The sequence below is a fragment of the Micromonospora craniellae genome (genome assembly GCF_014764405.1).
Lineage (GTDB): Bacteria > Actinomycetota > Actinomycetes > Mycobacteriales > Micromonosporaceae > Micromonospora > Micromonospora craniellae.
Genome location: NZ_CP061725.1, coordinates 5799217 through 5823497, shown reverse-complemented (window position 1 = coordinate 5823497; position 24281 = coordinate 5799217). Strand labels below are relative to the sequence as shown.

General features: G+C 73.9%; 20 protein-coding genes and 2 pseudogenes. 7 read left to right on the top strand and 15 right to left on the bottom strand.

The window, feature by feature from the left end:
- Nucleotides 1-131 precede the first annotated feature (131 nt).
- From ID554_RS26450 to ID554_RS26420, 7 genes are read right to left on the bottom strand one after another with little or no spacing between them, the layout of a single operon-like run.
- Entirely contained in the window at nucleotides 132-476 is a 345-nt protein-coding gene (locus tag ID554_RS26450) for an antibiotic biosynthesis monooxygenase family protein (protein ID WP_117228087.1), read from the bottom strand.
- The gene (locus tag ID554_RS26445; RefSeq protein WP_117228088.1) at nucleotides 473-1774 is read right to left on the bottom strand and encodes a beta-ketoacyl synthase N-terminal-like domain-containing protein; all 1302 of its coding nucleotides are present in this window, start codon (nucleotides 1772-1774) and stop codon (nucleotides 473-475) included. The genes ID554_RS26450 and ID554_RS26445 overlap by 4 nt, the downstream gene beginning before the upstream one ends.
- A complete protein-coding gene (locus tag ID554_RS26440) occupies nucleotides 1771-3045 on the bottom strand; it encodes a beta-ketoacyl-[acyl-carrier-protein] synthase family protein (RefSeq protein WP_117228089.1) in 1275 nt (424 codons plus the stop codon). The genes ID554_RS26445 and ID554_RS26440 overlap by 4 nt, the downstream gene beginning before the upstream one ends.
- Nucleotides 3042-3440, bottom strand: coding sequence for a cupin domain-containing protein (locus ID554_RS26435; protein ID WP_117228090.1), 399 nt, complete (start codon nucleotides 3438-3440; stop codon nucleotides 3042-3044). The genes ID554_RS26440 and ID554_RS26435 overlap by 4 nt, the downstream gene beginning before the upstream one ends.
- Nucleotides 3433-4179: an SRPBCC family protein gene (locus tag ID554_RS26430; RefSeq protein ID WP_117228091.1), complete on the bottom strand. Its 747-nt coding sequence runs from the start codon at nucleotides 4177-4179 to the stop codon at nucleotides 3433-3435. The genes ID554_RS26435 and ID554_RS26430 overlap by 8 nt, the downstream gene beginning before the upstream one ends.
- Nucleotides 4176-5570, bottom strand: a complete 1395-nt coding sequence (locus tag ID554_RS26425) for an ATP-binding protein (RefSeq protein WP_158573724.1) — start codon at nucleotides 5568-5570, stop codon at nucleotides 4176-4178. Before ID554_RS26425 ends, ID554_RS26430 begins: the two co-directional genes overlap by 4 nt.
- Nucleotides 5567-5893 (bottom strand): TcmI family type II polyketide cyclase, encoded by a 327-nt coding sequence (locus ID554_RS26420; protein WP_117228092.1) that lies wholly within the window; start codon nucleotides 5891-5893, stop codon nucleotides 5567-5569. Before ID554_RS26420 ends, ID554_RS26425 begins: the two co-directional genes overlap by 4 nt.
- 309 nt (nucleotides 5894-6202) lie before the next feature.
- Between ID554_RS26420 and ID554_RS26415 the strand changes: the two genes are divergently transcribed.
- From ID554_RS26415 to ID554_RS26395, 5 genes are all read left to right on the top strand, one after another.
- On the top strand, nucleotides 6203-7009 hold the full coding sequence (locus ID554_RS26415) for an AfsR/SARP family transcriptional regulator (protein WP_117228093.1): 807 nt from the start codon (nucleotides 6203-6205) through the stop codon (nucleotides 7007-7009).
- 132 nt (nucleotides 7010-7141) lie between these two features.
- On the top strand, nucleotides 7142-7489 hold the full coding sequence (locus ID554_RS26410) for a TcmI family type II polyketide cyclase (protein WP_117228094.1): 348 nt from the start codon (nucleotides 7142-7144) through the stop codon (nucleotides 7487-7489).
- 14 nt (nucleotides 7490-7503) lie between these two features.
- Nucleotides 7504-8853 (top strand): FAD-dependent oxidoreductase, encoded by a 1350-nt coding sequence (locus tag ID554_RS26405; RefSeq protein ID WP_117228095.1) that lies wholly within the window; start codon nucleotides 7504-7506, stop codon nucleotides 8851-8853.
- 219 nt (nucleotides 8854-9072) lie between these two features.
- Nucleotides 9073-9801: a helix-hairpin-helix domain-containing protein gene (locus tag ID554_RS26400; RefSeq protein ID WP_117228096.1), complete on the top strand. Its 729-nt coding sequence runs from the start codon at nucleotides 9073-9075 to the stop codon at nucleotides 9799-9801.
- A gap of 205 nt (nucleotides 9802-10006) precedes the next feature.
- A complete protein-coding gene (locus ID554_RS26395; protein ID WP_117228195.1) occupies nucleotides 10007-10213 on the top strand; it encodes a hypothetical protein in 207 nt (68 codons plus the stop codon).
- 104 nt (nucleotides 10214-10317) lie between these two features.
- Here the strand turns inward: ID554_RS26395 and ID554_RS26390 are convergent, their stop codons facing one another.
- The 5 genes from ID554_RS26390 to ID554_RS26370 all read right to left on the bottom strand — a co-directional run bounded on the left by ID554_RS26390 (nucleotide 10318) and on the right by ID554_RS26370 (nucleotide 18489).
- Complete coding sequence (locus ID554_RS26390; protein WP_117228196.1) at nucleotides 10318-11922, bottom strand: right-handed parallel beta-helix repeat-containing protein; 1605 nt, start codon at nucleotides 11920-11922, stop codon at nucleotides 10318-10320.
- 169 nt (nucleotides 11923-12091) lie between these two features.
- The gene (locus ID554_RS26385) at nucleotides 12092-14185 is read right to left on the bottom strand and encodes an APC family permease (RefSeq protein WP_223884261.1); all 2094 of its coding nucleotides are present in this window, start codon (nucleotides 14183-14185) and stop codon (nucleotides 12092-12094) included.
- Between the two features lie 5 nt (nucleotides 14186-14190).
- Entirely contained in the window at nucleotides 14191-14490 is a 300-nt protein-coding gene (locus ID554_RS26380) for a hypothetical protein (RefSeq protein ID WP_117228098.1), read from the bottom strand.
- Nucleotides 14491-14747: 257 nt separating this feature from the next.
- Complete coding sequence (locus tag ID554_RS26375) at nucleotides 14748-15518, bottom strand: DUF5995 family protein (RefSeq protein WP_117228099.1); 771 nt, start codon at nucleotides 15516-15518, stop codon at nucleotides 14748-14750.
- 85 nt (nucleotides 15519-15603) lie between these two features.
- Nucleotides 15604-18489, bottom strand: coding sequence for a helix-turn-helix transcriptional regulator (locus ID554_RS26370; protein WP_117228100.1), 2886 nt, complete (start codon nucleotides 18487-18489; stop codon nucleotides 15604-15606).
- On the opposite strand from ID554_RS26370, the pseudogene ID554_RS26365 reads away from it, so the two are divergent.
- A pseudogene (locus tag ID554_RS26365) lies at nucleotides 18488-19858 on the top strand (adenylate/guanylate cyclase domain-containing protein); the annotation flags it as partial. The gene ID554_RS26370 and the pseudogene ID554_RS26365 sit on opposite strands and share 2 nt — an antisense overlap.
- A gap of 582 nt (nucleotides 19859-20440) precedes the next feature.
- On the opposite strand, the gene ID554_RS26360 reads toward ID554_RS26365, so the two are convergent.
- The 3 genes and pseudogenes from ID554_RS26360 to ID554_RS26350 form a co-directional block, all read right to left on the bottom strand.
- Nucleotides 20441-21007: a dienelactone hydrolase family protein gene (locus tag ID554_RS26360; protein WP_117228197.1), complete on the bottom strand. Its 567-nt coding sequence runs from the start codon at nucleotides 21005-21007 to the stop codon at nucleotides 20441-20443.
- Between the two features lie 166 nt (nucleotides 21008-21173).
- A pseudogene (gene paaI, locus ID554_RS26355) lies at nucleotides 21174-21612 on the bottom strand (hydroxyphenylacetyl-CoA thioesterase PaaI); the annotation flags it as partial.
- Nucleotides 21613-21797: 185 nt separating this feature from the next.
- Nucleotides 21798-23048, bottom strand: coding sequence for an MFS transporter (locus ID554_RS26350; protein ID WP_396888570.1), 1251 nt, complete (start codon nucleotides 23046-23048; stop codon nucleotides 21798-21800).
- A gap of 178 nt (nucleotides 23049-23226) precedes the next feature.
- Here ID554_RS26350 and ID554_RS26345 point away from each other — a divergent pair, with 178 nt between their 5' ends.
- Nucleotides 23227-24213 carry a LacI family DNA-binding transcriptional regulator gene (locus ID554_RS26345; protein ID WP_117228102.1) on the top strand — a complete coding sequence of 329 codons (987 nt, stop codon included), beginning with the start codon at nucleotides 23227-23229 and terminating at the stop codon, nucleotides 24211-24213.
- Nucleotides 24214-24281 lie beyond the last annotated feature (68 nt).

Below are 24281 nucleotides of genomic sequence, written 5' to 3'. Positions count from 1 at the left end.
AAGGAGAAAGGGCGGCTGGCGGGATTGTCGGCAACCGCTCCGGCGGGCAGGATCGGATCCGTGTGTCGACTCCCGGTGCACGTGAGGTGACCGACCGTACGATCCGTCCCGATCCGATCCGGTGCGGTCACTCAGGCCGGGACCGGGGTCTGCGCGTACACCTGGAAACGCAACGAGCGGGCGTCGGTGAAACACTCCCGCATCGGCCGGACCAGATCACGGTGCTCGGAGCTGCGTTCCCACGCCTCGAAGTCGGCCAGGCTGGCCCACTCGCTGGTGATCAGCCACTGCTCCGGGTCCGTCGCCGATCGGCACACCTGATCCACCAGATGCCCCGGCACCCCGTCGGCGACCAGGTGGCGCACCGCCTCGTACGCCCGCAGGAAGTCGTCGGTGCGGTCGGTGGGGACGCGGACCAGGAACACCACCCGGGCCCGGTGCCCACCCGCCCGCTCCCCGCGCTGTCGTGCCGTCATCGCTGCTCCGTTCCGCTCGGCGGCGCGCCACGCACCACCAGCGCGCTGTTGAATCCGTCGAATCCCCGCGCGCAGACCAGCGCCAGCCGGTGGCGCGGACGCCGGGCTGCCCGCAGGAAGCCCAGTTCACAGCCCTCGGCCACGGTGTCCGGGCCGGCCGACGCGGGCAGCGTGTCGTGCGCGAAGGCGAGCAGCGCGGTGGCCACGTCGAGCGCCGGACCGCCCTGGTGCGCCCGCCCGGTCAACGACTTGTGGGTGGTCACCGGCGGCGCGAGCCCGCCGAAGACGGACCGCAGCGCGGCGGCCTCGGACCGGTCGTACCGGGGCACCCCGAGCGCGTCGGGGACCACCACGTCCACGTCGGCCGGTTCGACCCCGGCCCGGCCGAGGGCCAGCCGCATGGCGCGGGCGTACTGCTGCGGGTCACCGGCGGACTCGGCGGTGGTGTGCGCGGCGTCGTGGGTGGCACCCCACCCGGTCACCTCGCCGTAGACCCGGGCGCCCCGGGCGGTGGCGTGACCCCACTCCTCCACCACGAACACCGCCCCGCCCTCGGCCGGCAGGTAGCCGCTGGCCGCGGCGTCGAACGGTCCATAGGCTCGCTCCGGGTCGGTCTCCGCGCTGAGCAGGCCGGACCGGAGCTGACACGCCAGGGCGTACGGGCTCAGCGGGCACTCGGTCGCCCCGGCGAGCACCACGGAGGCGCCCCGCCGTACGGTGCGTACCGCGTGGGCGAGGCTGTCCAGGCCACCGGCCGACTCGGCCACCAGCACCCCGCACGGGCCCTTGGCCTGGTGCCGGATGGAGAGCTGCCCGACGCTGGCCGCGTAGAACCAGGCGATCGACTGGTACGCCCCGACGGTGCGGGTCGGCGACGACCAGAGCCGTTGCAGCTCCCGCTGGCCGAACAGGTTGCCGCCGGAGGAACTGGCCAACGTCACCGCCCACGCGTACGGGTCGGGGGCCTGCTCGGGCAGGCCGGCGTCGGCCAGCGCCAGCGCGGTGGCGGCGAACCCGAGGTGGGTCCACCTGTCGGTCTGCACCAGGGCGCGGTTGTCGGCGTACCGGGACGGATCGAAGTCGGCCACCTCCCCGCCGAGCCGGGTCGGGTAGCCGCTGGCGTCGAAGAGGCTGATCGGCCCGGTGCGACGCCGACCGGCGAGCACCGTACGCCAGTGCGCGTCAGCGCCCACGCCGCTGGGCGCGACCACGCCGATGCCGGTCACCACCGCGCGGGCTACGGTGCTGTCGCCGGGCGATCGGCCGGTCGCCGGGCCGCCGTACGCGGGCGCGGTCACCGCGTCACCTCCCGGCCGAGCCGGCGGAACAGCATCGCCGACTGGAACCCGCCGAAGCCGCTGCCCACCGAGAGCGCCACGTCCACCGGCACCTCCCGCGCCTCGTTCGGCACGTAGTCCAGATCGCACTCCGGGTCGCGGGTGGTCCAGTTGGCGGTCGGCGGCACCACCCCGAACTCGATGGCCAGCGCGCACGCGGCCATCTCGATCGAGCCGATCGCGCCCAACGAGTGCCCGACCATCGACTTGATCGAGCTGATCGGCACCCGGTACGCGGCCGACCCGAGCGCCCGCTTGAACGCGGCGGTCTCGTGCCGGTCGTTCTGCCGGGTGCCGGAGCCGTGCGCGCTGATGTAGGAGACGTCCTCCGGGGCGAGCCGCGCCTGCCGCAGCGCGTCGGTGATGGCCAGGCCCATCTCCACCCCGTCCGGACGCAGCCCGGTCATGTGATAGCCGTTGCTGCGGCTGGCGTAGCCGGCCACCTCGCAGTAGACGTGCGCGTTGCGCCGCCGGGCGTGCCCGGCCTCCTCCAGCACCAGCACCGCCGCCCCCTCGGCGAGCACGAACCCGTGCCGGTCGGCGTCGAAGGGCCGGGAGGCGTGCGCCGGGTCGTCGTTGTCCGGGCTGGTGGCCTTGATCGCGTCGAAGGAGGCCACAGTCACCGGGGAGATCGGCGAGTCGGCCGCGCCGGCCAGCACGATGTCCGCCTCGCCGTCGGCGATGAGCTGGTGGGCGTACCCGATGGCGTCGATGCCGGAGGTGCAGCCGGTGGAGACGACCTGCGCCGGGCCGTGCAGCCCGTGGTGGCAGGCCACGTCGGCGGCCAGGCTGCTGGGCACCAGCGCCGGATAGAGGTACGGCCCGCCGAGCGCCGCGTCGATCAGCCAGTGCCGTCCGCTGTCGCTGACCGTGACGTACTCCTGCTCCAGCTTCATGGTCCCGCCGACGGCGGTGCCGAGCACCACGCCGGCCCGGTCCCGCTCGGCGTCGGTGAACTCCAGCGCGCTGTCGGCGACCGCCTCGGCGGCGCAGGCCAGCGCGAACTGCACGTACCGGTCGGCGCGTTGCCGCTGCGCGGGCGTCAGCCCGGCGGCGTCCGGGTCGAAGTCGCACTCGGCGGCGATCTGGGAGCGGAACGGCGACGGGTCGAAGAAGCTGATCCGCCGGGTCGCGGTACGCCCCTCGGTGATGCCCTTCCAGAACCGGTCCCGGGTGACGCCGCCGGGAGCGACCACCCCGACCCCGGTCACCACCGTGCGGCGCCCGGTCACGACCCGCCCCGCTCGTCGGCCACCTCGGTGTCGACGTGGCCGAGTTCCGGGCGGGGGGCCAGCGGGCCGAGGTGGAAGACCACCTCGGCCGGCTCGTCGCCGGTGTTGCGCAGCCGGTGCCGGACGTTGCGGGCCACGAACAGCGCCTCGCCGGCCGCCAGCACCACCGGCTCGTCGTCCAGGTCGACGGTGATCGTGCCCCGGGCGACGTAGAGGAACTCCTCGCTGTACGGGTGGTAGTGCTCGGCGATGCGCTCCCCCGGCCCCATGGTGGCCACGCCCATGAACCCCGAGGTGCTGCCGACGGTACGCGGGCCGAGCAGCACGCGCAGCTCACCGCCACGGCGGCGGTCGGCGGGCACGTCCCGGGCGGCCACCAGAGCAAGGTCACTCATCGTCGCCTCCGGTCGCCACCGACTCGGCCCGTTCCCGGGCCAGCCGCTCGATCCGATCCTTGATCCCGGCGAGCTGCACCACGCTGTTGGTGTTGATCCGCTCGGTCATCCCCACGTTGTCCACCGGCGCGGTCGGCTTCATGGCGAAGTCCTGCACCCAGGTCATCCGCACGCCCTCCGGCTCCTCGGTGTAGGTCCAGTGGATCCGCATGTACTCGAACGGTCCGGTCTCCACCCGACGCGCCCGCACCTGCCGGGTCACCGGGTCGGGTGTGCGTTCGCTGACCCAGCTCCAGGCCACCCCGTTCTCGTCGGGGTGCATGGTGAGCCGGAACCGCACGGTGTCGCCGTCCCGGCCGAGGATCTCGGCCCTGGCGTACTCGGTGAACAGCTCGGGCCACCCGGCGACGTCGTTGGTGACCGACCAGACCAGCTCCAGCGGCGCGGCGATGACGATGCTGTTCTCGGTGTGCCCGGGCGGGTCTGCGGGCGGATCCGTCTGCTCGGCGACCAGCTCGGCGACGGCCGGGATGGTCAGCTGGGCGGCCTGCTCCGGAATGCTCACCCGCCAGCGGTCGGCGACCACGGCGGAGAGTTCGAGCAGCGCGAGCGAGTCCATCCCCAGCTCCTCCAGGGAGGCGGCCGGGGCGCGGGCGGCGGCGTCCGGGTCCAGCCCGCAGTTGGTCACCAGGATGTGGGTGATCTCCGCGGTCAGCGAGCGGCCATCGGTGACGGTCATCGGTTCCTCCTCGGATGAACGGGGGGCGGTCCGGCGGTCAGACGGTCGACCAGGCCGGTGGAGTAGCGCCCCTTGCGGAAGTCGGCGTCGTCGAGCACCCGCCGGACGAAGGGGATGGTGGTCCGCACGCCCGGACCGGTGATCTCGAACTCGCGCAGAGCCCGGTCCAGCCGGTTCAGGGCCAGGTCACGGTCGGGAGCCCAGACCGCGACCTTGGCCAGCAACGAGTCGTAGTGCGGACCGACCAGGTAACCGGCGTGACCGTGGGTGTCGACCCGGGTGAACGGGCCGCCGGGCGGCACGAAGCGGTCCAGCCGGCCGGGGGTCGGGGCGAACCCACGGTCCGGGTCCTCCACGTTGACCCGGCACTCGACGGCCACTCCGGTGAACCGGACGTCCTCCTGCCGCCAGCGCAGCGGCGTCCCGGCCGCGACGTGGAACTGCTCGTGCACCAGATCGATACCCGTGACCATCTCGGTCACCGGATGCTCCACCTGGATCCGACAGTTGATCTCCAGGAAGTGGTACCGATCCTCGGCGTCCACCAGGAACTCCACCGTCCCGGCACCGGTGAAGCCGACGTCCAGCGCGCCGCGCAGGGCGGTCCGCGCGAGCGCGTCCAGGATCGCCGGGGCCAGCGCCGGCGCCGGCGCCTCCTCGACCAGCTTCTGGTGCCGCCGCTGCACCGAGCAGTCCCGGGTGCCCAGGTGCACGCCGTTGCCGTGGGAGTCGCAGAGCACCTGGACCTCCACGTGCCGGGCGTCGCTCAGGTACCGCTCGACGTACACCCGGTCGTCGCCGAAGGCAGCCTGGGCGGCGGCCCGGGTGCGGGCGTACGCGCGGGGCAGGTCGGCGGGTGTGCGTACCACCGTCATCCCCCGCCCACCGCCGCCGGCCGCCGCCTTGACGATCACCGGATAGCCCACCTCGGCCGCGACCACCGCGGCCTCGCCCACGGTCGGCACCGTTTGCACGGCGCCCGGCGGCAGCGGCAGCCCGGCGCGGCGCATCAGCGCCCGGGCCGAGGACTTGTCCGCCAGCGCGGCCAAGTCCATCACGGCGAGCGCGCACCGGTACCGGCCGACGGTTGCGGCGCCGCAGAGCACCGCCTCGGCGAGTCCGGTGTCGGCGCGGGCGGCCGTGAGCCGGTGCGGGTACGGCAGCACGTCCACGAAGCCGATCGGGTCCACCTCGACCGCGCGGTCCGGCAGCGGCTGGAAGGACGCCGGGTCGACCAGTTGGCGTACCCGCTCGGGGGCGGCGAGTCGGGCGTGCCGCCCGCACTCGGGGCAGACGTCGAGGTTGCGTCGCAGCCGCTTGCGGTACAGCAGGGTGGCGCAGCCGCCGCAGCGTGACCAGAGCGTCCCGTCGGCCGGCGCGGTGGCGGTCACGACCGTGGCCCGTCGAAGTGGTAGAAGCAGCGGGCCATCGCGTCGCGCGGGGACCGCCAGGTCGGCAGGTACGGCGAGACGTACGGACTGAGCCGGGCGCTGACCCGCTGGAACTCGGGGTGGTCCCGGACGGCGGCGACCGCCTCGTCGCCGGGCGAGTCGGTCTCCAGCAGGTGCACGTACAGGTCGCCGAGCCGGTACAGCGACCGGTGCCGGACGCCGACCAACCGGGGCAGCTCGGTGGTGTCGGACTCGGCGAAGATCTCGGCGACGGTGGCCTCGGCGGTCGGGTCCACCTTCGCGACGATCAGCGTGCGGTCCATGCTGGACCTCCCCCTGTGGGCCGGTGGAGACGCCACCGGATGCCCGGACGAATGCGGCCACGATGTGCCGCGCCGCGTCACCCGGGCGTCACCGGAACCTCGGTCCACAAGGACGGTTGGTGACGTTCCGTTGACGCATGCTGTGCTCCACCTGAATGCCGCCGAACGCCGCGATCATCGCAAGTGCGCAGTTCAGAGCCCCATTCATGAAGCGAGTTTAGTTACCATGCCGACACCGACGTTGACTCAGAGTAACTGCGATTGATAATCTTCACCACGGAACCGACCCGTCCCGCAGGGGGTACCGCCGTGGCCGCCGAACCACCCGCGCCGACCAGCGGTGTACACCGGAACGCCGAGGTGCGACTGCACCTGCTGGGCGGTTTCCGGCTCACCCACAACGCCACCCCGGTCGTCGTCCCCCGAGGACTGCAGCGGATCATCGCGCTGATCGGGCTCCGACCCGACGCGACCCGCGCCCACCTGGCCGGTCTGCTCTGGCCGGAGGCCGGCGAGGACCGCGCCCTCTCCTCGCTGCGCACCGCGCTGTGGCGACTGCGGCAGGACCCGTACTGCCCGTTGACCACCACCGCCGACACCATCCGCCTCGACCCGCTGGTCCGGGTCGACGTCGACCGGCTGGTCGAGACCGCCGCCCGGGTACGCGACGGCCAGGCGCCCGAGGACGCGGCCGAGGCGCTCGCCGCGGGCCGGCACGACCTGCTGCCCGGCTGGTACGAGGACTGGGTGCTGACCGACCGGGAACGACTGCGCCAGCTCCGGTTGCACATGCTGGAGCAGGCCGCCGCCCAGCACCTGGCCGCCGGGCGGCACGGCGAGGCGCTGGAGACGGCACTGGAGGCGATGGCCGCCGAACCGCTGCGCGAGACGCCGCACCGGCTGGTGGTCCGCACCCACCTCGCCGAGGGCAACGCCTTCGAAGCGGTGCACGCCTTCTACGTCTATCGCGACCTGCTGCTGCGGGAGCTGCGTCTGGAACCGTCCCCGGCGATGAGCGCGCTGCTCGACGAGACGCTGGAACCGATCCGCCGGGCCACCCGGGTCCCGGCCGAACCCCGCCACCCCGGCGGCCGGGCGCGGTTCCGGACCCGCTGAGCCGCCGGCCGCGTCACCGGCCCGACCGGTCGCGTTGACGGGCAGGTGACACTCCACGCGACAGAGTGACACCGGACAGCCGTCCATGGCCCGGCGAGGTGTCCGGGCGGGAACACCGGTGAGAGGGGTCCGATGAGCCGTCTAGTGATCGTGAACAGGATCATCCCGGGCGCGGAGGGACGGGTGGCGCAGATATTCGCCGAGTCCGACGCAACCGACCTGCCCAGCCTGACCGGGGTACGCCACCGGTCCCTGTACTGCCTGCACGACCTGTGCGTACACCTGATGGAGACCGACGACGTCGGCACCGACGCCCTCGCGGCGGCCCGCAACCACCCGCTGTACCGCGAGGTCAACGAACGGCTCTCCGCTCACACGTCGCCGTACCTGCCGACCTGGCGCTCCCCCCGCGACGCGATCGCCAGCTGCTTCTACCGCTGGGACGCCGCGGACGTCCCGGCCCCCCGCGTGGCCGGCTGACCGGTGGTCGACTGATGTCCACCCGAACACCGCATGTCCTGGTCATCGGCGCGGGCGCCGGCGGTCTCTGCCTCGCGCACGGGTTGCGCCGGGCCGGGATCAGCGTCGCCGTCTACGAACGGCACCGGACCCGGGGCGACGGGCTGCTCGGCTACCGGGTGGGCATCGGGCCCACCGGCAGCCGGGCGCTGCGCGACTGCCTGCCGCCGGAGCTGTTCCGGATCTACCTGGCCACCTGTGCCCGCTCACCCCGCTTCTTCAACGTGCTCACCCAGCGGATGCGGCACACCGCGTCGTTCCCGTTGCGGCCGGACTCCGATCCGGTGGACACCGAACGGTCGGTGGCCCGGATGACGTTGCGTCAGGTGCTGCTGACCGGCATGGAGGACGTGGTGCATTTCGACCGCACCTTCACCCGCTACGCCCAGCACGACGACGGTACGGTCACCGCGCACTTCGCCGACGGCAGCACCGCCGTCGGCAACCTGCTGGTGGCGGCGGACGGTACGCACTCCGCGGTCCGCCGGCAGTACCTGCCGCACGCCACCGTCCGGGACGCCGGCACCGTCAACATCGCCACCCGGATCCCCCTCACCGCACACACCCGGGCACTGCTGCCGGAGACCGTCCGGCGCGGCATCTCGCTGATCTTCGGCACCGGCGGGGTGATGGGCGTCCTGCACGTGATGGAGTTCAAGTGGGACGGCGACGGGAGACTCAAACCGGATGTCGCGTCCACCGACGCGGCCCTGCTGACCGACTGGCCCGGGCTGCGGCACGATCCGACCCGCGACAACATCAACCTGGTGGTGTGGAGCACCGCGCGGCGCTTCCCGGCGGACGTGCTGCGCCGCCGTGGCGGGGATCTGCTCCAGGTGGCGCTGGAGTTGACCCCCAACTGGCATCCGACCCTGCGCGAACTGCTCAGGCATGCCGACCCCGACAGCGCGTTGCCGATCCGGGTGTCCACCTCGGAGCCCGTGCCACCCTGGAAGAGCAGCACCGTCACGCTGCTCGGTGACGCGATCCACACCATGACCCCGGGCCGGGGCGTCGGCGCCAACACCGCGTTGCGCGACGCCAACCTGCTGCGCCGCCACCTGGTTCGCGCCCTGACGGGCGAGACGACACCGGTGCAGGCGGTGGCCGACTACGAGGCGGCGATGCTGCCGTACGGCTTCGCGAGGGTGGCCGACTCGTTGAACCGCAGCGGCACCAACGGCGACGACCGGATGTACCGGCCGGTGTCCGGCCGACTCGCGCTGATCGGCGCACGTGGCTACTTCCGGGTCACCAGCCGGGTACCGCCGCTGCGCCGCAAGTTCGTCGACGACTTCTACACCTACCGCGGCGAGGAGGACTGATCCGTACCGACCCGACCCCGACACGGCCGACCCGTGCCGGGGTCGCGGCGCACCCCGCGCCGTCCACACCGTCCGTCCCGCGTCGGACACCTGCGGTGATCCCCGTCCCGCGGGTACGGACTGTTACATGGCCTGCCTGTTGCCCCGACCCCACGTGTGCGAAGCTGCGGCGAGCTTTTTTCGCGACGATTCGGATGTTGGACTTCAGGGAGGTTTACCGTGGGCGACTCCTTCGGGAGCTGGCTGATACTGCTCGGGGCGCTGCTGGCAGGTCTGGCGGTGGGCTGGGTGCTGATGCGCGGCCGACGGGGCGAACCTCCCGCGTCGCCCTCCACCACCAGCGAGCCGACCCCGGCCGCCACCACCAGCGAGCCGACCCCCGCTGCCGTCGAGACCGCACCGGCACCTGCCGCCACCATCGCCGAACCGGCCCCGAGCGCGGTCGAGACCGCGACGCCCGCCGCAGAGACCGAGTCGAACCCGACCGCCCCAGAGACCGCGACGGCGGCGAACGCCGAGCCGACCCCGGCCGAGGACGTCGCCACCGTGCCGACGACCGTCGACGCGACGGCGGCGGGCGAGCCCGAGCCCGCCCCGGCGGTGTCCGCCGCACCGGTGACCAGCGAGCCGGTCACCCCGGACCCCGTCGCCGCGCCCGCTGCTGAGCCGGTCGCCGAGCCGGTCGCCGCCCCGCCCGCTGCCGCCCCGCCCGCTGCCGCCCCGCCGGTCACCGCCGGAGCGGCGGACGACTTCCGGCGTATCCAGGGTGTCGGGCCGAAGATGGCCGCCGCCCTGCAGGGCGCGGGCATCCTGACGTACCAGCAGTTGGCCGAGCTGGACGAGGCCGCGCTGCGGGAGGTCATCAAGGGTGCCGGACTGCGCGCCACCGCGAGCCTGGTCACCTGGCCGCAGCAGGCGAAGGTGCTGGCGGCCGGCGGCACCGACTGACCGATCGCCCGACGGGCCGCCGACGCGGACAGGTCACCGGACCGTCCCCGCGTCGGCAGCCCGTGCCGGTGCGGTCACCGGACCGCCGGTGGCGGTCGCCGGGGACCTGATCGTCGCCGTGGCCGCGCCGGCATCCGTTTGGCCGTTGCGTCCGCATGGGTACAAGGCCCGGCACCGTGCAACCCACCGGACCGTGGAGGAAGCCATGCGTGGCACGTCGATATTCGGAGTCCTGGTCGTGATCTGGCTCATCATCGGCGCGGTCGCCGCCGGCCAGCGCGGCTACTACGACAACGAGGAGACCAACTGTGCCGAGTTGGGCACCATCCTGGTGACCATCGTCGCCGGGCCGCTCAACTACGTCGGCGCCAACCCCCAGGTCGAATGCGAGCTGCCGCAGCCTTCGCAGTGACTCTTCCCGGGTGGCGCCACAGCGCCACCCATCACTCGTCGACGCACCGGCCCCCCGCGCCCGGTCACAAGGACCAGGCGGCGGAGGGCCGGACGGAGGAACGATCAGCGGAAGCAGTGCGCCACGGGCGGACGGCTCCCGTCGCAGTTGGTGGGGTTGTTCTCGATCACGACGGTCTCGTCGTCGATCTTGAGCTGCGCCCGCTCGACCTGCACGCCACCGACATCCCCGGTCGCCCGGTTGCCGGTCACCTGGCTGCGGTAGAGCGAGCCGGTGCCGGCGGTGACGAACAGCCCGGCCCCACGGGACGCCGGCCCGACGGCGGCGTTGTCCTCCACGTCGCTGCCGCGCACCAGCAGGTTGGACTTCTCGGCGTAGATGCCGCCACCGTTGCCCCGGGTGGTGTTGTCCCGAACCACGCTGTCGTCCAACGGCAGCAGGCCCTGGACGGTGGAGATGCCACCACCGGCCACCCGGGCCAGGTTGTCGCGGATCGTCATCTGCCGCAACACCAGCACCGCGTCGGAGTTGGCCAGGCCACCGCCGGTCTCGGCGCTGTTGCCGACCACCGCGCTGTCGAAGACCTTGGTCCGCGCCGAGAAGCTGGCCAGGCCACCGCCCTGTCCGGCGTGGTTCTGCGTGAAGGTGGAGGAGTACACGTCACCGGCGGCCCGGAAGTTCGCCAGGCCACCGCCGTAGCTGACCGCGCTGTTGTGCCGGAACTCGGTGCGGTTCACGACCATCACGCCGCCGTTGAGCAGGCCCCCACCCTTGCCCTGGACGCCGGCGGCACGGTTGCCGATCAGCCGGCTGTCGCTGATCTGGAGGTTGCCGTCGTTGAAGATGCCCCCGCCGCCGCCCTCGGCCGACAGCGAGGTGCTGTCCACCACGGTGACTCCCTCGACGACCGCGGTCGCGCCGTGCACGACGTAGATGCTGCCGCCCTCTGCCTTCGACCGACCGTTGCGCAGGGTCACATCGCGCAGCGTCAGCTCACCGCCGTCCCGGACGGTGAAGAACCGGAAGTCCTCGTCGTCGACGCCGCGCACGATGGAGGAGCCGGAGCCCTCGATGGTGATGCCGTGGTAGATGGCCGGCAGCCCGGCCTTGTCGTCGTCGGGGTTGCGGGCCGGCGCCTCGGCGTCGCCCGGGTTCTCGGCGGCGTCCGCGGCCTCCCGCGCGTCGCGGATACCCCCGTCGTACTCGTCGACCTGCGCGAACGCGTGGGTCAGGGTGTAGGTGCAATCCTCGGCCAGTCGAAGTGTCGCGCCGCCCTCGGCGTTGGCGCGGACCAGCGCCGCGATGAGTCCGGCGGAGTCGCACGGCACCCGCACCGCCTCGCCCTGCGGCGGGCGGCCGTTGCGGGCCGGAAGACGGTCGGCCGACGCGTCGTCGTCGCGCCCCGCAGCCGCGTCGTCGCGCCGGCCGCCCCGCGCGCCGTCCGCGTCGCCGCCGTCGTGCCGCCACTCCGGGCGTTGCCGGTCCTTGTCGGGACCGGGCGTGGCGTCCGAAGTCCCGGGCACGGCGGTGAACATCGCGGCGGGCCGGCCGGGGCCCGGCACCGCTGGCTGATCCTCGCTGGCCGAGGCGACGGCGGTCACGCCCGTCGCTCCGACCGCCAGAGTTCCCGCAATCAGCCCGCCGGCCAACAGCCAGCGGGACCGCCGTCCGGGTCGACGCGACCCGGGGCTGCCTCGGTAGGTGGACATCACGTTGCCTGCCTCTCGTGCGAAGACACGGCCGCGCCGAACCGGGCGCGGGGTGGCGGACGTCGCCTCCGCCGTCAGAGGTCACCGTATGGCGACATAAGAATCAAATCCGTAATACATGAATAAGTACGCCACTCGCGTTCACATCAGAACAGAGCGGACTCGGGGGTCATCCGCCGACGTGGATGCCCGGCCGCCGGGCCGGGTCCGGCTCGGACTTGCGTAGGATCTCCCGGACCACCGGCGGAGTGTCGCCACGCCCCAGGATCAGGTACCGCAGCAGGTGCGCGATCGGGTTGCCCTCGGACCACTCGAAGTGCGCGTGCGGGCGTACGCCGGTGGCGTCGCGCAACGCCAACAGGATCGCGGCGATGGCGTTGGGCGCGGCCGGGCTGCTCGCCCGCAACACCCGGTACCCGCCCACCTCGACGCCGCACACCCGCAGCACGTGGCGGAACCCGGACGGGTCCACCACGTCGATCTCCAGGAACAGCACGTCGGTCGCCCCGGGGACCGGGTTCAGCCCACGCTGGGCGCGCTCCTTGATGGTGTACTCCTTGACCGCACCGCTGCGCCGCTTGTGGGCGATCACGTGCAACCGGCCGTCGTGTGCCACCGAATCGGCGACGAACCGCCGCGCCACCTCGTCGAACTCGACCCGCTCCGCCCGCAGCTCAGTGGTCCGGCTGACCCGGGAGACCAACGAGACGGCGATGATGCCGAGGACGAACAGGCCGGAGATGGCGATCCCGTCCGGCTTCTCGATCACGTTCTCCACCAGGGCGTACACCAGCACCAGGGTGAGCACGGTGAAGCCCACGGAGGCCGCGCGCTGGCGCCGGGCGACCGCGGCGATGGCCACCGCCACCGCGGCGGAGACCATCATCGCCAGGATCCCGGTCGCGTACGCGCCGGCCTGCGCGTCGACGTCGGCGCGGAAGAGGACGGTCAGCACGATGCAGACCAGCGTGTAGACGATCACCACGGGTCGCACCGCGCGCGCCCACTCCGGCGCCATGCCGTACGACGGTAGGTAGCGCGGCACGATGTTGATCAGCCCGGCCATCGCCGAGGCACCGGCGAACCAGAGGATCAGCACGCTGCTCAGGTCGTAGACGGTGCCGAACGCCTCGCCGACGTGCTCGTGGGCGAGGAACGCCAGCGCCCGACCGTTGGCGGCGCCGCCCGGCGCGAACTGGTCGGGCGGAATCAGCAGCGTGGTCACGAAGGTGGTGGAGAGCAGGTACACCGACATGATCAGCGCGGCGGCGGTGAGCAGTCGCCGGGTGTTACGGATGCGCGCGGCCAACCGGGCCTCGGCGTCCCGGCCCGCTCCCGCGACCAGCGGCATCATGCTCACCCCGGTCTCGAAGCCGGAAAGTCCCAGCACCAGCAGCGGAAACGCCAGCGCCGCCGTGAGCACCACCCCACCCGGTCCACCGCCGTCCGCGGTCAGCGCCGCCGTCCAGTCCGCCAGCGGGGCGGGATCCGCGGCAAGGTCGGTCAGCGACACCACCACGATCACCGCGTTCAGCGCCAGGAAGACGGCGACCAGCGGCACGGCCACCGCCACCGCCTCCCGGAAACCGAGCAGGAACACCCCGCCGAGGATCAGCAGCAGCACCACGGTGACCGTGACCGCCACCGTGGTCCCGCCGAACGCGTCCGGCAGGTACGGATTCTGCAACATGTGCACCGTGGCGTCGGCCGAGGAGAGCGTGATCGTGACGATCCACGAGGTGGCGACGAAACCGAGCAGCACCAGGACGAAGACCTTGCCCCGCCAGAACGGCAGCAGCCGCTCCAGCATCGCCACCGACCCCTGGCCGTGCGGGCTGTCCCCGGCCACCCGGCGGTACATCGGCAGCATGCCGAACAGGGTCAGCGCCACGATCAGCAACGTCGCCAGCGGAGAGAGCGCCCCGGCGGCCAGCGCGGCGATGCCCGGCAGGTACGACAGGGTGGAGAAGTAGTCGACACCGGTCAGACACATCACCCGCCACCAGGCGTGCGACCGGGCCTGCCCCTCCGCCGTCTCCGGTCCGACCGGCTGCACCTGGTGCACGAACAGCCACCGACGCAGCCGACTCTGCGGGCGCGCCGGTCCGGCCGGTACGGCGACCTGGTCGGGCACGGTGACCCGTCGACCGGCCCGTTCGCCGGGGCGGGTGGGGTCCCGCGCGGCACGCAGCGACGGTTCCGGTGTCCCGGACGCCGGGCGGCGCCGGTCCCGGCCCCGCCGCGCTCTGGCCCCGTCCCCCATCGCGGTCAGCCGACGCGCGGTGTGGCCGACGCGCGGGCCAGGGCGGCGGGGTCGTCGACGGTCACCGTCAGCCCAGGATGGCGCGGACGGCCGCCCGGCAGCAGCGCCGGCACGGGTCGCGCGAAGCGGACGCAGAGCCCGGTGGCGGTGGAACTGCCGAAGGTGCGCAGCAGCCAGGGCCCGAACCGCACCGCCACCGTGTCGCCGTCGACCCGTACCCAGGCGGTGGAGGGCCGTACCCCGAGCAGGGCCAGGAGCGGGCGCAGCGGCGGGTCGAACCGGAACGGGAAGCGGTGTGTGGTCATCCCCGGACCCGCCGGCCGGCCCGGTCCCCCGGCCGACTCGGACGAGGCGGTGCGGCGGGGCGCGGGCGGGGCCGTGCGGCGGGACGCCGGAAGGCAGCGGTCATGGGCGCCGCGTACCCAGCGAAGGCCGGCCGACACCCCCCTGGCCGGCCGGCCTCCTGTTCCCCCCGTGCTCACATACCGGGCGACGTCGCCCGGGCGGGTCGGATGCCCCCGTGCCTCGCCGTCGGGCGAGGCGCGGGGACCCCCCGTCCCGGCTACTGCAGGAACGCCCCGAGGGGCGACAGCAGCAACCGACCGAGCGCGGCGGCCGTCTGGTCCAGCCGCGCGCGCTCGCGCTCGTGTCGATGCGGGTCGTGCCGGCACCGCCAGATCCGCTGTGCGTTGCGCCAGGCGACATCGCGGGTGTACTCGATCAGCTCACCCTGGTACCAGTCGTCGATGTCGCCGTTGACCATGTCGATGAGCAGCTGCCACTGCTCCAGGTAGCCCCGGCGCAGGCCGGGGATCTTGTCGGCGAAGATCCGGTTGATCTCCAGGTAGTCGCGGTGCTGGTCGCTGCCCTCGACCGGCTCGGACTCCAGGTAGTCGAACGTGGTGACCAACGCGAACGGCAGGTCGAAGTTGATGTGCGCGTTGACGCCGGCCGCCGCCGACGGCAACGGCCGGGCGTCCGGGCCACGCATCCGCTCGAACAGGCAGGCCCACGCCTTGGGCGTACCGGGGCTGGAGTCGCTCCACATCCGCAACGCGTCGAAGTAGCGGGCGGCGAACTCGACGTCCAGCCGGGACAGGAAGACCGGGTCGACGAACCGGTCGGCGTAGAGGCCGTCCAACACGCTCGTGGTGATGGTGAGGTAGAGCTTGTTGAAGTCGGCCAGTGGGCAGCTGTCCAGCAGCGGTGGCAGCCGGACCAACATGTCCTGGAGTTTGGTCAGGTGGTCGACGACGGCGGGCACGTCAGCCGGGTGATCGGCGAGCAGGTCCACGATGTCCCGGTGCACTGGCCCCCAGACCGGTTCACTCACGCTGCCCCCTCGTCGCTGCTCCCGACGTCGCGGTACGACGCCGGGCACAGCCTTTCAGGCGGGGACACCGCCGGCATCAGTAGAACTACGTATCCGACACCGACACGCGACTACGCAGGAAGATGGCGCTCGCCTGCACCCGGGTGCGTACCTGGAGCTTGTCGAAGATGTGCGAGACGTGCACGCCGATGGTCCGCTCGCTGATGAACAGCCGCTGGCCGATCTCCTTGTTGGTCAGCCCCTCGGCCACCGCGGCGAGCACCTCACGCTCCCGCGCGGTCAGCGCGGCCAGTTCCTCACCCGCGCCCGGCGGCGTCTCGGCCCGGCCGGAGGTACGTTCCTCCAGCTCCACCCGGGCCCGGCCGGCGAGGCCACGGATCTCCTCGGTGAACGGCACCGCGCCGAGCCCCTGCGCCACCTGGTACGCCTGCCGCAGCAGCCGGCCGGCGGTCGCCGTACGGCGGCGGCGGGCCAGCAGCGCCTCGGCCTGGCGCAGCCGGGAGTAGGCCGCCGGGTACGGGTGGTTGCGCCGATCCCACTCCGCCGCCGCCCGCGCCCACAGCTCCGGGTCGCTGTTGTCCAGCCGGCTCACCTCGGCCGCGCAGAGCGCCAGGTACCCGTCGACCACGTCGCGCACCGGCCGGGCCGCGGGCACGCTCCGTCCGGCCACCCGGTCGGCGATGTCGCGCAGCCGGCGTACCGCATTCTGATCGACGGCGACGGTGCGGCTGGCGTGCGCCTCGGCCTCGGCGCGCAGCCCGTGCCAGACCAGCACGGCGAGGATCACCAGGTCGTCGGAGCGGGTCTCGGTCAGGCCGCGCTGCACCGCGTGCCGGGCCACGTCGTGCCGCCTCTGCCACATCGCCAGCCCAGCGCGCAGGGTGAGCAGCGGGATGACGTGCCGGGCACCGCCGCCGGCCAGCATGGTGGCCGCCGCGTCCAGATCCCGGTCGGCGGCCTCGACGTCGCCGTACCCGACCGACAGCCGGCACCGGGCCAGCAGGAGCTCGACCGCGTCCGCACCGGACGGGCGGTGCCGCAGCGCCGCCGCGATGACCTTCTCCGCCTCGGCCCACTGCCCCACCCGGAACAGCCCGTTGGTGGCGATGGCCAGCAGCCGCGTCTCGTAGGCGCGGCCCAGCCCCAGCTCGGCAACCCGCTCGGCGCCCCGGCGGGCCACCACCACGCCCTCCTCGATGACGTTCAGCGGCCCGGTGAGCAGCTCCGCCAGGTGCAGGTAGGCCCGCGCCACGTCCTCCGGGCGGCCGGCCCGCTCGGCGGTGTCCAGCGCCCGCCGCAGCACCACCAGACCGGCGTCCGGATCCTCCAGGTACGCCTCGGAGAAGCCCAACGCCGCACTGGCCAGCACCACCTCGGTGGTGGCGCCCTCGACCTGCTCCGCCAGGGCCAGCGCCTCCCGCGCCCGCTGGCCCGCGTCGGCGTACCGGCCCAGATGCAACAACAGCTCCGCCAGATGGGCAGCGGCGGTGGCCCGCTGTCCGGGCGTGCAGTCCGCGGCGTCCAGCGCCTGCTGGTACTCCACCTCGGCCAGCGCCGACCGTCCGGCGGCGGCCAGGTACCGCGCCCGCCGGATGTGCAGCTCGCAGGCGGGCGGGGCGGAGTCGGTGGCGGCGAGTTCCTCCAGCAGGGCCAGCGCCCGGGCGTACTCTCCGCTCTTGTGGGCGGCCTCGGCGGCCTGGCCCAGCAGCGCCGCCCGGTCGACCCCGGCCCGCCCCTGGCTCAACTCCACCGCCACCGACAAGTGCCGGTGCGCCTCGGCGTAGCCGTACAGCCGCTCAGCCTCCTCGGCGGCGGCGACCGCCGCCGGCAACGCCCGCTCCGGCTCACCGGCCAGCCGCCAGTGGTGCGCCAGCCGGGCCTGGTGCAGCTCGCCCGGCGCCGAGGTCAGCGCCTCGGCGTACCGCCGGTGCAGCAGGGCGCGTTCGGCGGGCAGCAGCTCGTCCTCCAGCACCTCGGCGACGAGCCGGTGCCGCAGCCGGTAGCCGTCCTCGGAACCGACCAGCAACCGGTGCGCGACGGCCGCCCGCACCGCGGCGAGCACCTCCTGCTCCGGCAGTCCGACCACCTCGGCGAGCAGCCGGTGCTCGACCGGCTCCACCCCGGCGGCGACCGCGTGCACGGCCCGGTGCGCCGGCTGCGGCAGCGCGTCCACCCGGGCCAGGAACACCTCGCGCAGGGTGTCGGACAGATCGTCACGACCGTCCCGCAGGTCCCGGGACAACTCCTCCACCACGAAAGGGTTGCCCCCGCTGCGTTGCCACAGCCGGTCGGCCGCCTCGGGGGCGAGCGGGGCCCGGACGATCGCCGCGGCGAGCTCCTCGGTGGCGGTGCGGTCCAGCGGCGCCAGATCGAACACCCGCACCGACCGCAGCCGACGCAACTCGGTCAGCACCCGGCGCAGCGGGTGCGCACCCTGCAACGACTCCGACCGCACCGCCGCCAGCACCGACAGTTGCAGGTCACCCAGACCGGCGAGCAGATAGAGCAGCAACTGGCGGGTGGTCCGGTCGACCCACTGAAGGTCGTCCAGGACCAGCACCACCGGACGACCGCCGGCGATCACGCCCAGCCCCCGCGACACCCGCTCCAGCAACGCCCCCGCGCCGTCCGGCCCGGTCGAGTCCTGCGCGAACACGCCGAGCAGGGCGCGCACCGACGCGGCGGCGGCCGGGGCCAGGTGGGCGTCGAGACGCCGCAGCGCCTGCCGCAACGGATGCAGCGGCGAGGCGTCGCCGATGTCCAGACAGGAACCGGTGAGCACCACCGCCCCACCGGCGCTCAACTGCCCGCCAATCTCGTGCAGCAGCCGGGTCTTGCCCACGCCGCTCTCGCCGGTGAGGAAGACGCCGGCCGTGTTTCCCGGCGCCACGTCGTCGAGCAGCGCGGCACGTGCCGTCGCCACCAGGTCGGCCCGACCGACGAGCGGTGTGGTGTCCACGGCGCTGGCCATGGCTCGCAGCCTAGTCACCGCCGCCGCCCCCGTTCTACCGTCGCCGCGCCGCCCCTCCCCCACTCGCGTCGACAATGCGACCGAAGGTTGCGCTCGGCCGACATACGTCGTTCGGCAGATCCGCCGTCGGACCGGGGATGGCAGTCTCCGGACATCGTTGGCACACACGGGGGGAGAGGCGGGTGCGATCTCGATGCCCATGTGGGTTGTCGCAGATGAACCGGCCCGGCGGAGGCGCTGGCCGGTAGCCGAGGAACGACGGACGGTGACCGTCCTCTTCGTCGACATCGTCGGGTCGACACGTCTGGTCGACCGGCTCGACCCGGAGGACGTACGCACACTGCAACGGGTCTACTTCCGCACGGTCGCCCGGGTGCTGCGCCGCTGGGACGGCGTGGTGGAGAAGTACGTCGGCGACGCGGTGATGGCGCTGTTCGGCGCGCGGGCCGGGGACGGCTTCGAGGCGTACCGGGCGGTGCGGGCCGGGCTGGAGGTCCAGCGGGCACTGGACCGGCGGCCGCTGGCCAGCGCGCCCGAGCTGCGGGTCCGTGTCGGGGTGGCCACCGGCGAGGCGATGGTGGACCTGGCTGCCGGGCGGGACGGCGGGCACGGTATGGCCAGCGGCGCGGTGATCACGCTCGCCGCCCGCCTTCAGGAACACGCCCCGCACGGCGGGGTGGCGGTCTGCGCGGCCACGCACCGGGCCGTCGCCGGGCTGATCGGGCTGCGCCCGGTGCCGGCGGTGACGGTCAGCGGCAAGACGCTGCCGGTGGGCGTCTGGCACGCCGTGGGCACCGTGGCGCCCCGGCCGCCGCGTCACGACACGCCCCTGATCGGCCGGCACCGGGAGCTGGCCGCCGTCCGGGAACAGCTCGCCGAGGCGGTACGCGGACACGGCGTACGGCGACTGGTGCTGACCGGTCCGTCGGGCAGCGGACGGAGCCGGTTGCTGCGCGAGCTGGCCCGCAGCACGCCCACGCTGGACGGGATGCCGGTGCGGTGGTGCCTGACCGCCTGCCCACCGTACCCGGACGGGCCGCTGGCTCCCGTCGTGGACCTGGTCCGGGCGCTGGCCGGCACCCGTACCCCGGTCGCCGCCGACGTGCTCCGCGACCGGCTGGCCGCCGCGGTGGGCGGCGCGGTCCCCGGCGACCGCCTCGCGGCGGCGCTGGACACAGTGGACGATCTGGTGACCGGCACCGGTGGGGCCGCCGCTGCCCGGGCGGCGTTGCACTGGCGGGACGTCCTGCTCGGGCTGGCGCGGCGGCAGCCGGTGGTGGTGGCCGTCGACGACCTCGACCGCGCCGCCCCGGCGCTGCGCCGTCACCTGGACGCCCTGGTCGACCTGGCCACCGCCGACGGCCTGCCGCTGGTGCTGGTCGGCACCGGGGCGGGCGTGCACTCCGCCCGGCCGACGACCCGGGTACGGCTGCGTCCGCTCGACGCGGTGACGAGCGGCCGGCTGCTGCGGCGCCTGCTGCGCCGGGCCGGTCAGCCGGCCGGGCTGGTAGGACGGCTGATCCCGCTGGTCGGCGGCAACCCGGGACGCGCGGTGGCGTACGTGCGATCGCTCGCCGGGGCGGACCCGGCCCGGCTGCCGGTGCCGGAGAGCATCCGGCGGGCCGCCGAAGCCCGGCTGGACCGGTTGGACGGCACCCGACGGGCTGCCCTGATGGCGGTCGCCGCCCTCCCGCCCGGTAGCCCGGTCGCGGACCTGGCCCGGGCACTCGGTTGGGCCGGAGCGCAGGTGGAGGCGGCCCTGCGCGCCCTGACCGGGGCGGGTCTGCTCGTCCGGCCGCCCACCGGTGGGCACGCGTTCGTCGACCCGGCGCTGCGGGAGGTCGCCGTCGCCCGGCTTCCCCGGGCGACGCGGGCCACCTTCACCCGCCGGGCCGGTGTCCCGGTCCCCGACGCATGCCCCGAGCCGGCGGCGGGACCGGTGCGGTCGGGGTCAGCGACCGGCCAGGAAGGACAGCACGCGCTCCCAGGCGAGCGCGTCGGCGGCCGGGTCGTGGTCGGCCACGGCCGGGTCGGTGAACAGGTGTCCCGCCCCCGGGTAGCCGTACACGGTGACGTGGGCGCCGACCGCGGTCATCTCCCGCCGCCACTGGTCGACCTCGGCCGGCGGGTCGTACGGGTCGGGATCGGCCAGGTGCAGCTCGACCGCCAGACCGGGCCGGACGTCGGCGGGAGCGCCGCCGGTGCCGTGCCACAGCAGCAGGCCGCCGGTGTCGGGGCGTTCGGTCAGCATCGCGCCGGCCACCCCGGCGCCCATCGAGAACCCGGCGAGCACGGTGTCGGGCGGCAGCCCGTCGAGCGAGGCCCGGGCCCGGTCCAGGACGGTCTGCTGCCCGACCCGGTCGAGCAGGGCGAACCCCTCCTCGACGGTGTCGACGGCGGGCACCCCGTACAGGTCGGGCGCGTGCACCTGGTGTCCGGCGGCGCGCAACCGGTCGGCGGTGTCCCGCACCGCGGGCCGCAGCCCGTACACGGAGTGGAAGAGAGCGACGTGTCCCATCCGCTCATCGTGCCCGACGGCGCCGACCGTCCCGGGCCGCCGCGCGCGGGCACTCCGGTCAGTCTCGGCCGGCCCCGACCGGTCCGCCGGCCGGTGCCCCCTGTTCCGGTCCGCCGTCCGGCCGCGCCGGAGCCGTTACGCCATCCCGGGCACCGGCGTCCGGCCGGAGGACCCGGCTGTGCCCTCGGAACTCGGCTACCACCTGCCCGTCCGCGCGGCTCACCGTGACGTCGTAGATCCCGCTGCGGCCGTACCGGGTCCGTTCCGTGGCCCGGGCGACCAGCAAGTCCCCCGCGCGGGCCGGGCGGACGAAGGTGATCTCGCCGCGGGCCGCGACGGTGGCCGGGCCGTGACTGTTGCAGGCCAGCGCGAAGGCGGTGTCGGCGAGCAGGAAGACGAAGCCGCCGTGCGCGATGCGGTGGCCGTTGACCATGGTGTCGGTGACCGTCATCCGGGCCACTGCGGCGCCGCCCGCGGCGCTGACCAGCTCGATGCCGAGCCGGTTCGACGCCACGTCGGCCTCGAACATCTCGTGCGCGGCGGTGCGGGCGTCCACCTGGCTCCCGACGGTGATCGGCGGGGCCCTGCGCCCCGGGGACCGCCATCATGCCACCGCCGACCGGGGCGTCCGGCGCGGCGGGTCCGCGACGACGACCGGGCCGGATCGGTGTCCCCGATCCGGCCCGGCGCTGATCATCGCTTCGCCACTCTTTCGCAGTCACACATCATTGGCAACAAGCCTGGACCGCAGCCCACCGCGGTAAGCGGCCTGCCCGTGATGAGTCCTGCGCTACGCCTCCGGCCGGGGGGCACCAGCCCGCTCCGCCCCCGTGGCGCCGGAGACGGGCGGGCGGGTGACCCGTACCAGCAGCAGGGTCGGCAGCAGCAACAACGGCACCACCAGCAACGCGTGCAGCGTGCCGATCCGGTCACCGAGCAGACCCAGCAACGGCGGCCCGGCCAGGAACGCGGTGTAGCCGATCACCGCGACCACGCTCACCCGGACGTGGGCGTGCTCCTCGTCGTCGGCGGCGGCGCTCATGCCGACCGGGAAGCCCAACGAGGCGCCGATCCCCCACAGCACGACGCCGACCACCGCGACCGGTCCGGAGCCGGAGAGGATCGCCACCCCCGCGCCGACGATGGCGAGCAGGATGGTGACGGTCAGCACCGGCACCCGCCCCCACCGGTCCAGCGCCACCGTGCCGAGGGTGCGGCCCACCGTCATGCCGGTCACGAAGACGGCGAAGACCGCTGCCCCGGCCGCCTCGCTGAAGCCGTATCCGTCGATGAAGGCGACCGCGATCCAGTCGTTGGCGCTGCCCTCGGCGAACGCCGCCGCCAGCACCACCAGGCCGATGAGCAGGGTGCGCGGTTCCCGCCAGGCGGCGAGCAGGGACTTGCGGCCGCCGCCGGAGCCCTCGCTCTCCGTGCCGGGCACGGCGGGCAGGAACGCGCGGGCACCCAGCAGTGTGCCGGCGAGCACCACCGCCGCCAGCACCCCGAGGTGAACGGCGACCGGCAGGCCGAGCCGGGCGGCCCCGGCGCCCAGACCGGCACCCGCCACCGAACCGAGGCTCCACGCCGCGTGGAAGCGGGGCATCACCGTCCAGCCCAGGCGGCGTTCGACGATCGCACCCTCGATGTTCATCGCCACGTCGCAACTGCCGGAGCCGTACCCGAGCGCGAACAGGCCCACCGCCACCCCGGGCAACGAGCCGGCCACGGCGGAGACCCCCGCCACGGTGAGGCCGAGGGCCACCACGGTGGTGGAGAACGCCACCGCGCGGGCCGCGCCGAGGCGCTGGGTGAGCAGGCCGGCGGTGGGCATCGCGACGATCGCGCCGATGGACATGGCGAGCAGGAGCAGGCCGAGACGCCCGGGGCTGAGTTCCAGCCCGTCGCGGATCGCCGGCACCCGGGAGAACCAGGTCGCGACGGCCAGCCCGTTGAGTGCGAACACCACCGCCACGCCGTTACGGGCGGCCAGCACCGCCCGAGGCGGACCCGAGGTGACCGGCGGTGTCGCGGGGGTGCTGATGGCGGGATCCATGGAACTTCCCGGTCCTCTCGACGGTGGTGGGGCGCAGGCAACGATCACACACCTGGGAGCGCTACCACCACAATCCACCTCCGGTCCTTACCCCTGGACCGTCGGCGAGGCATGATGCGGGTGGGAGCCCGCGTACCAGGCGGGCCGAGGGCAACAGGGAGACACCATGACCACGGCACGCCGGCCGGCAACCCTGGACGACGTCGCCCGTGCCGCCGGAGTCTCCCGCTCCACGGCGTCCCGGGTCATCGCGGGCAACGGGTTCGCGTCACCGACCGCCCGGGAACGGGTCCGCACCGCCGCGGACGAGCTGGGCTACGTACCCAACCCGGCCGCCCGGGCGCTGGTGCACGGCACCGGCGTACGGCTGCTGGTGGCGGTGGCCGGCAACGACCCGGCCGTGCTCGACGACAGCTACGTCGACCAGGTGCTCGGCGCCACCGCGCGGGTCTGCGCACCGTACGGCCTGGGCGTCACCGTCGACTGGGTGCCGCTGCACGCGCCGGAGCGACTGGTCCGACTGACCGACGACCGAGGGGTGACCAGCCTGATCCTGGTCAACACGACCGCGGAACTGTTGGAACTGGTGCCGCGCCGGCTGCGCGGGCGGGCCGTGTCGATCGGAGTCGGCTCGGCCACCGTGCCGTCGGTGGACATCGACAACGGCGGCGCCACCGAGGCCATCGTCCGTCACCTCTACTCCGGCGGTCGCCGCCGGATCGCGATGGTCACCGGCCCCCCGTGGTTGACCTGCGCCAACCGCTCGGTAGACGCGTACCGGGGGCTGATGCGCGACGCAGGCCTGCCGACGCGCGAGGTGGTCGGCGACTTCTCCGTGGAGCGGGGCCGCGCCGCCGCCCGCGAGGTGCTGCGCCGCTGGCCGGACACGGACGCGATCGTCGCGATCAGCGACGCGACCGCGCTGGGCGTGATCGGTCGGCTCCGCGCCGACGGCGTGCAGGTGCCCGGCGACGTCGCGGTGACCGGCTTCGACGACATCCCGCTGGCCGCCGTGACGGCACCGGCCCTGACCACCGCCAGTCACCCGGTCCGCCAGATCGCCAGCGCCGCCGCCACCATGGTGCTGGAACACCGGCACGCCCCGATGTGCACCCGTTTCCCGTCCGCACTGGTAAGCCGCGACAGCGCCTGACGGCCGAACCTTTCAGGATATCCATTTCGGCGGTGTGCGACCTCGGTCGAATGTGACCGGAAATCGGT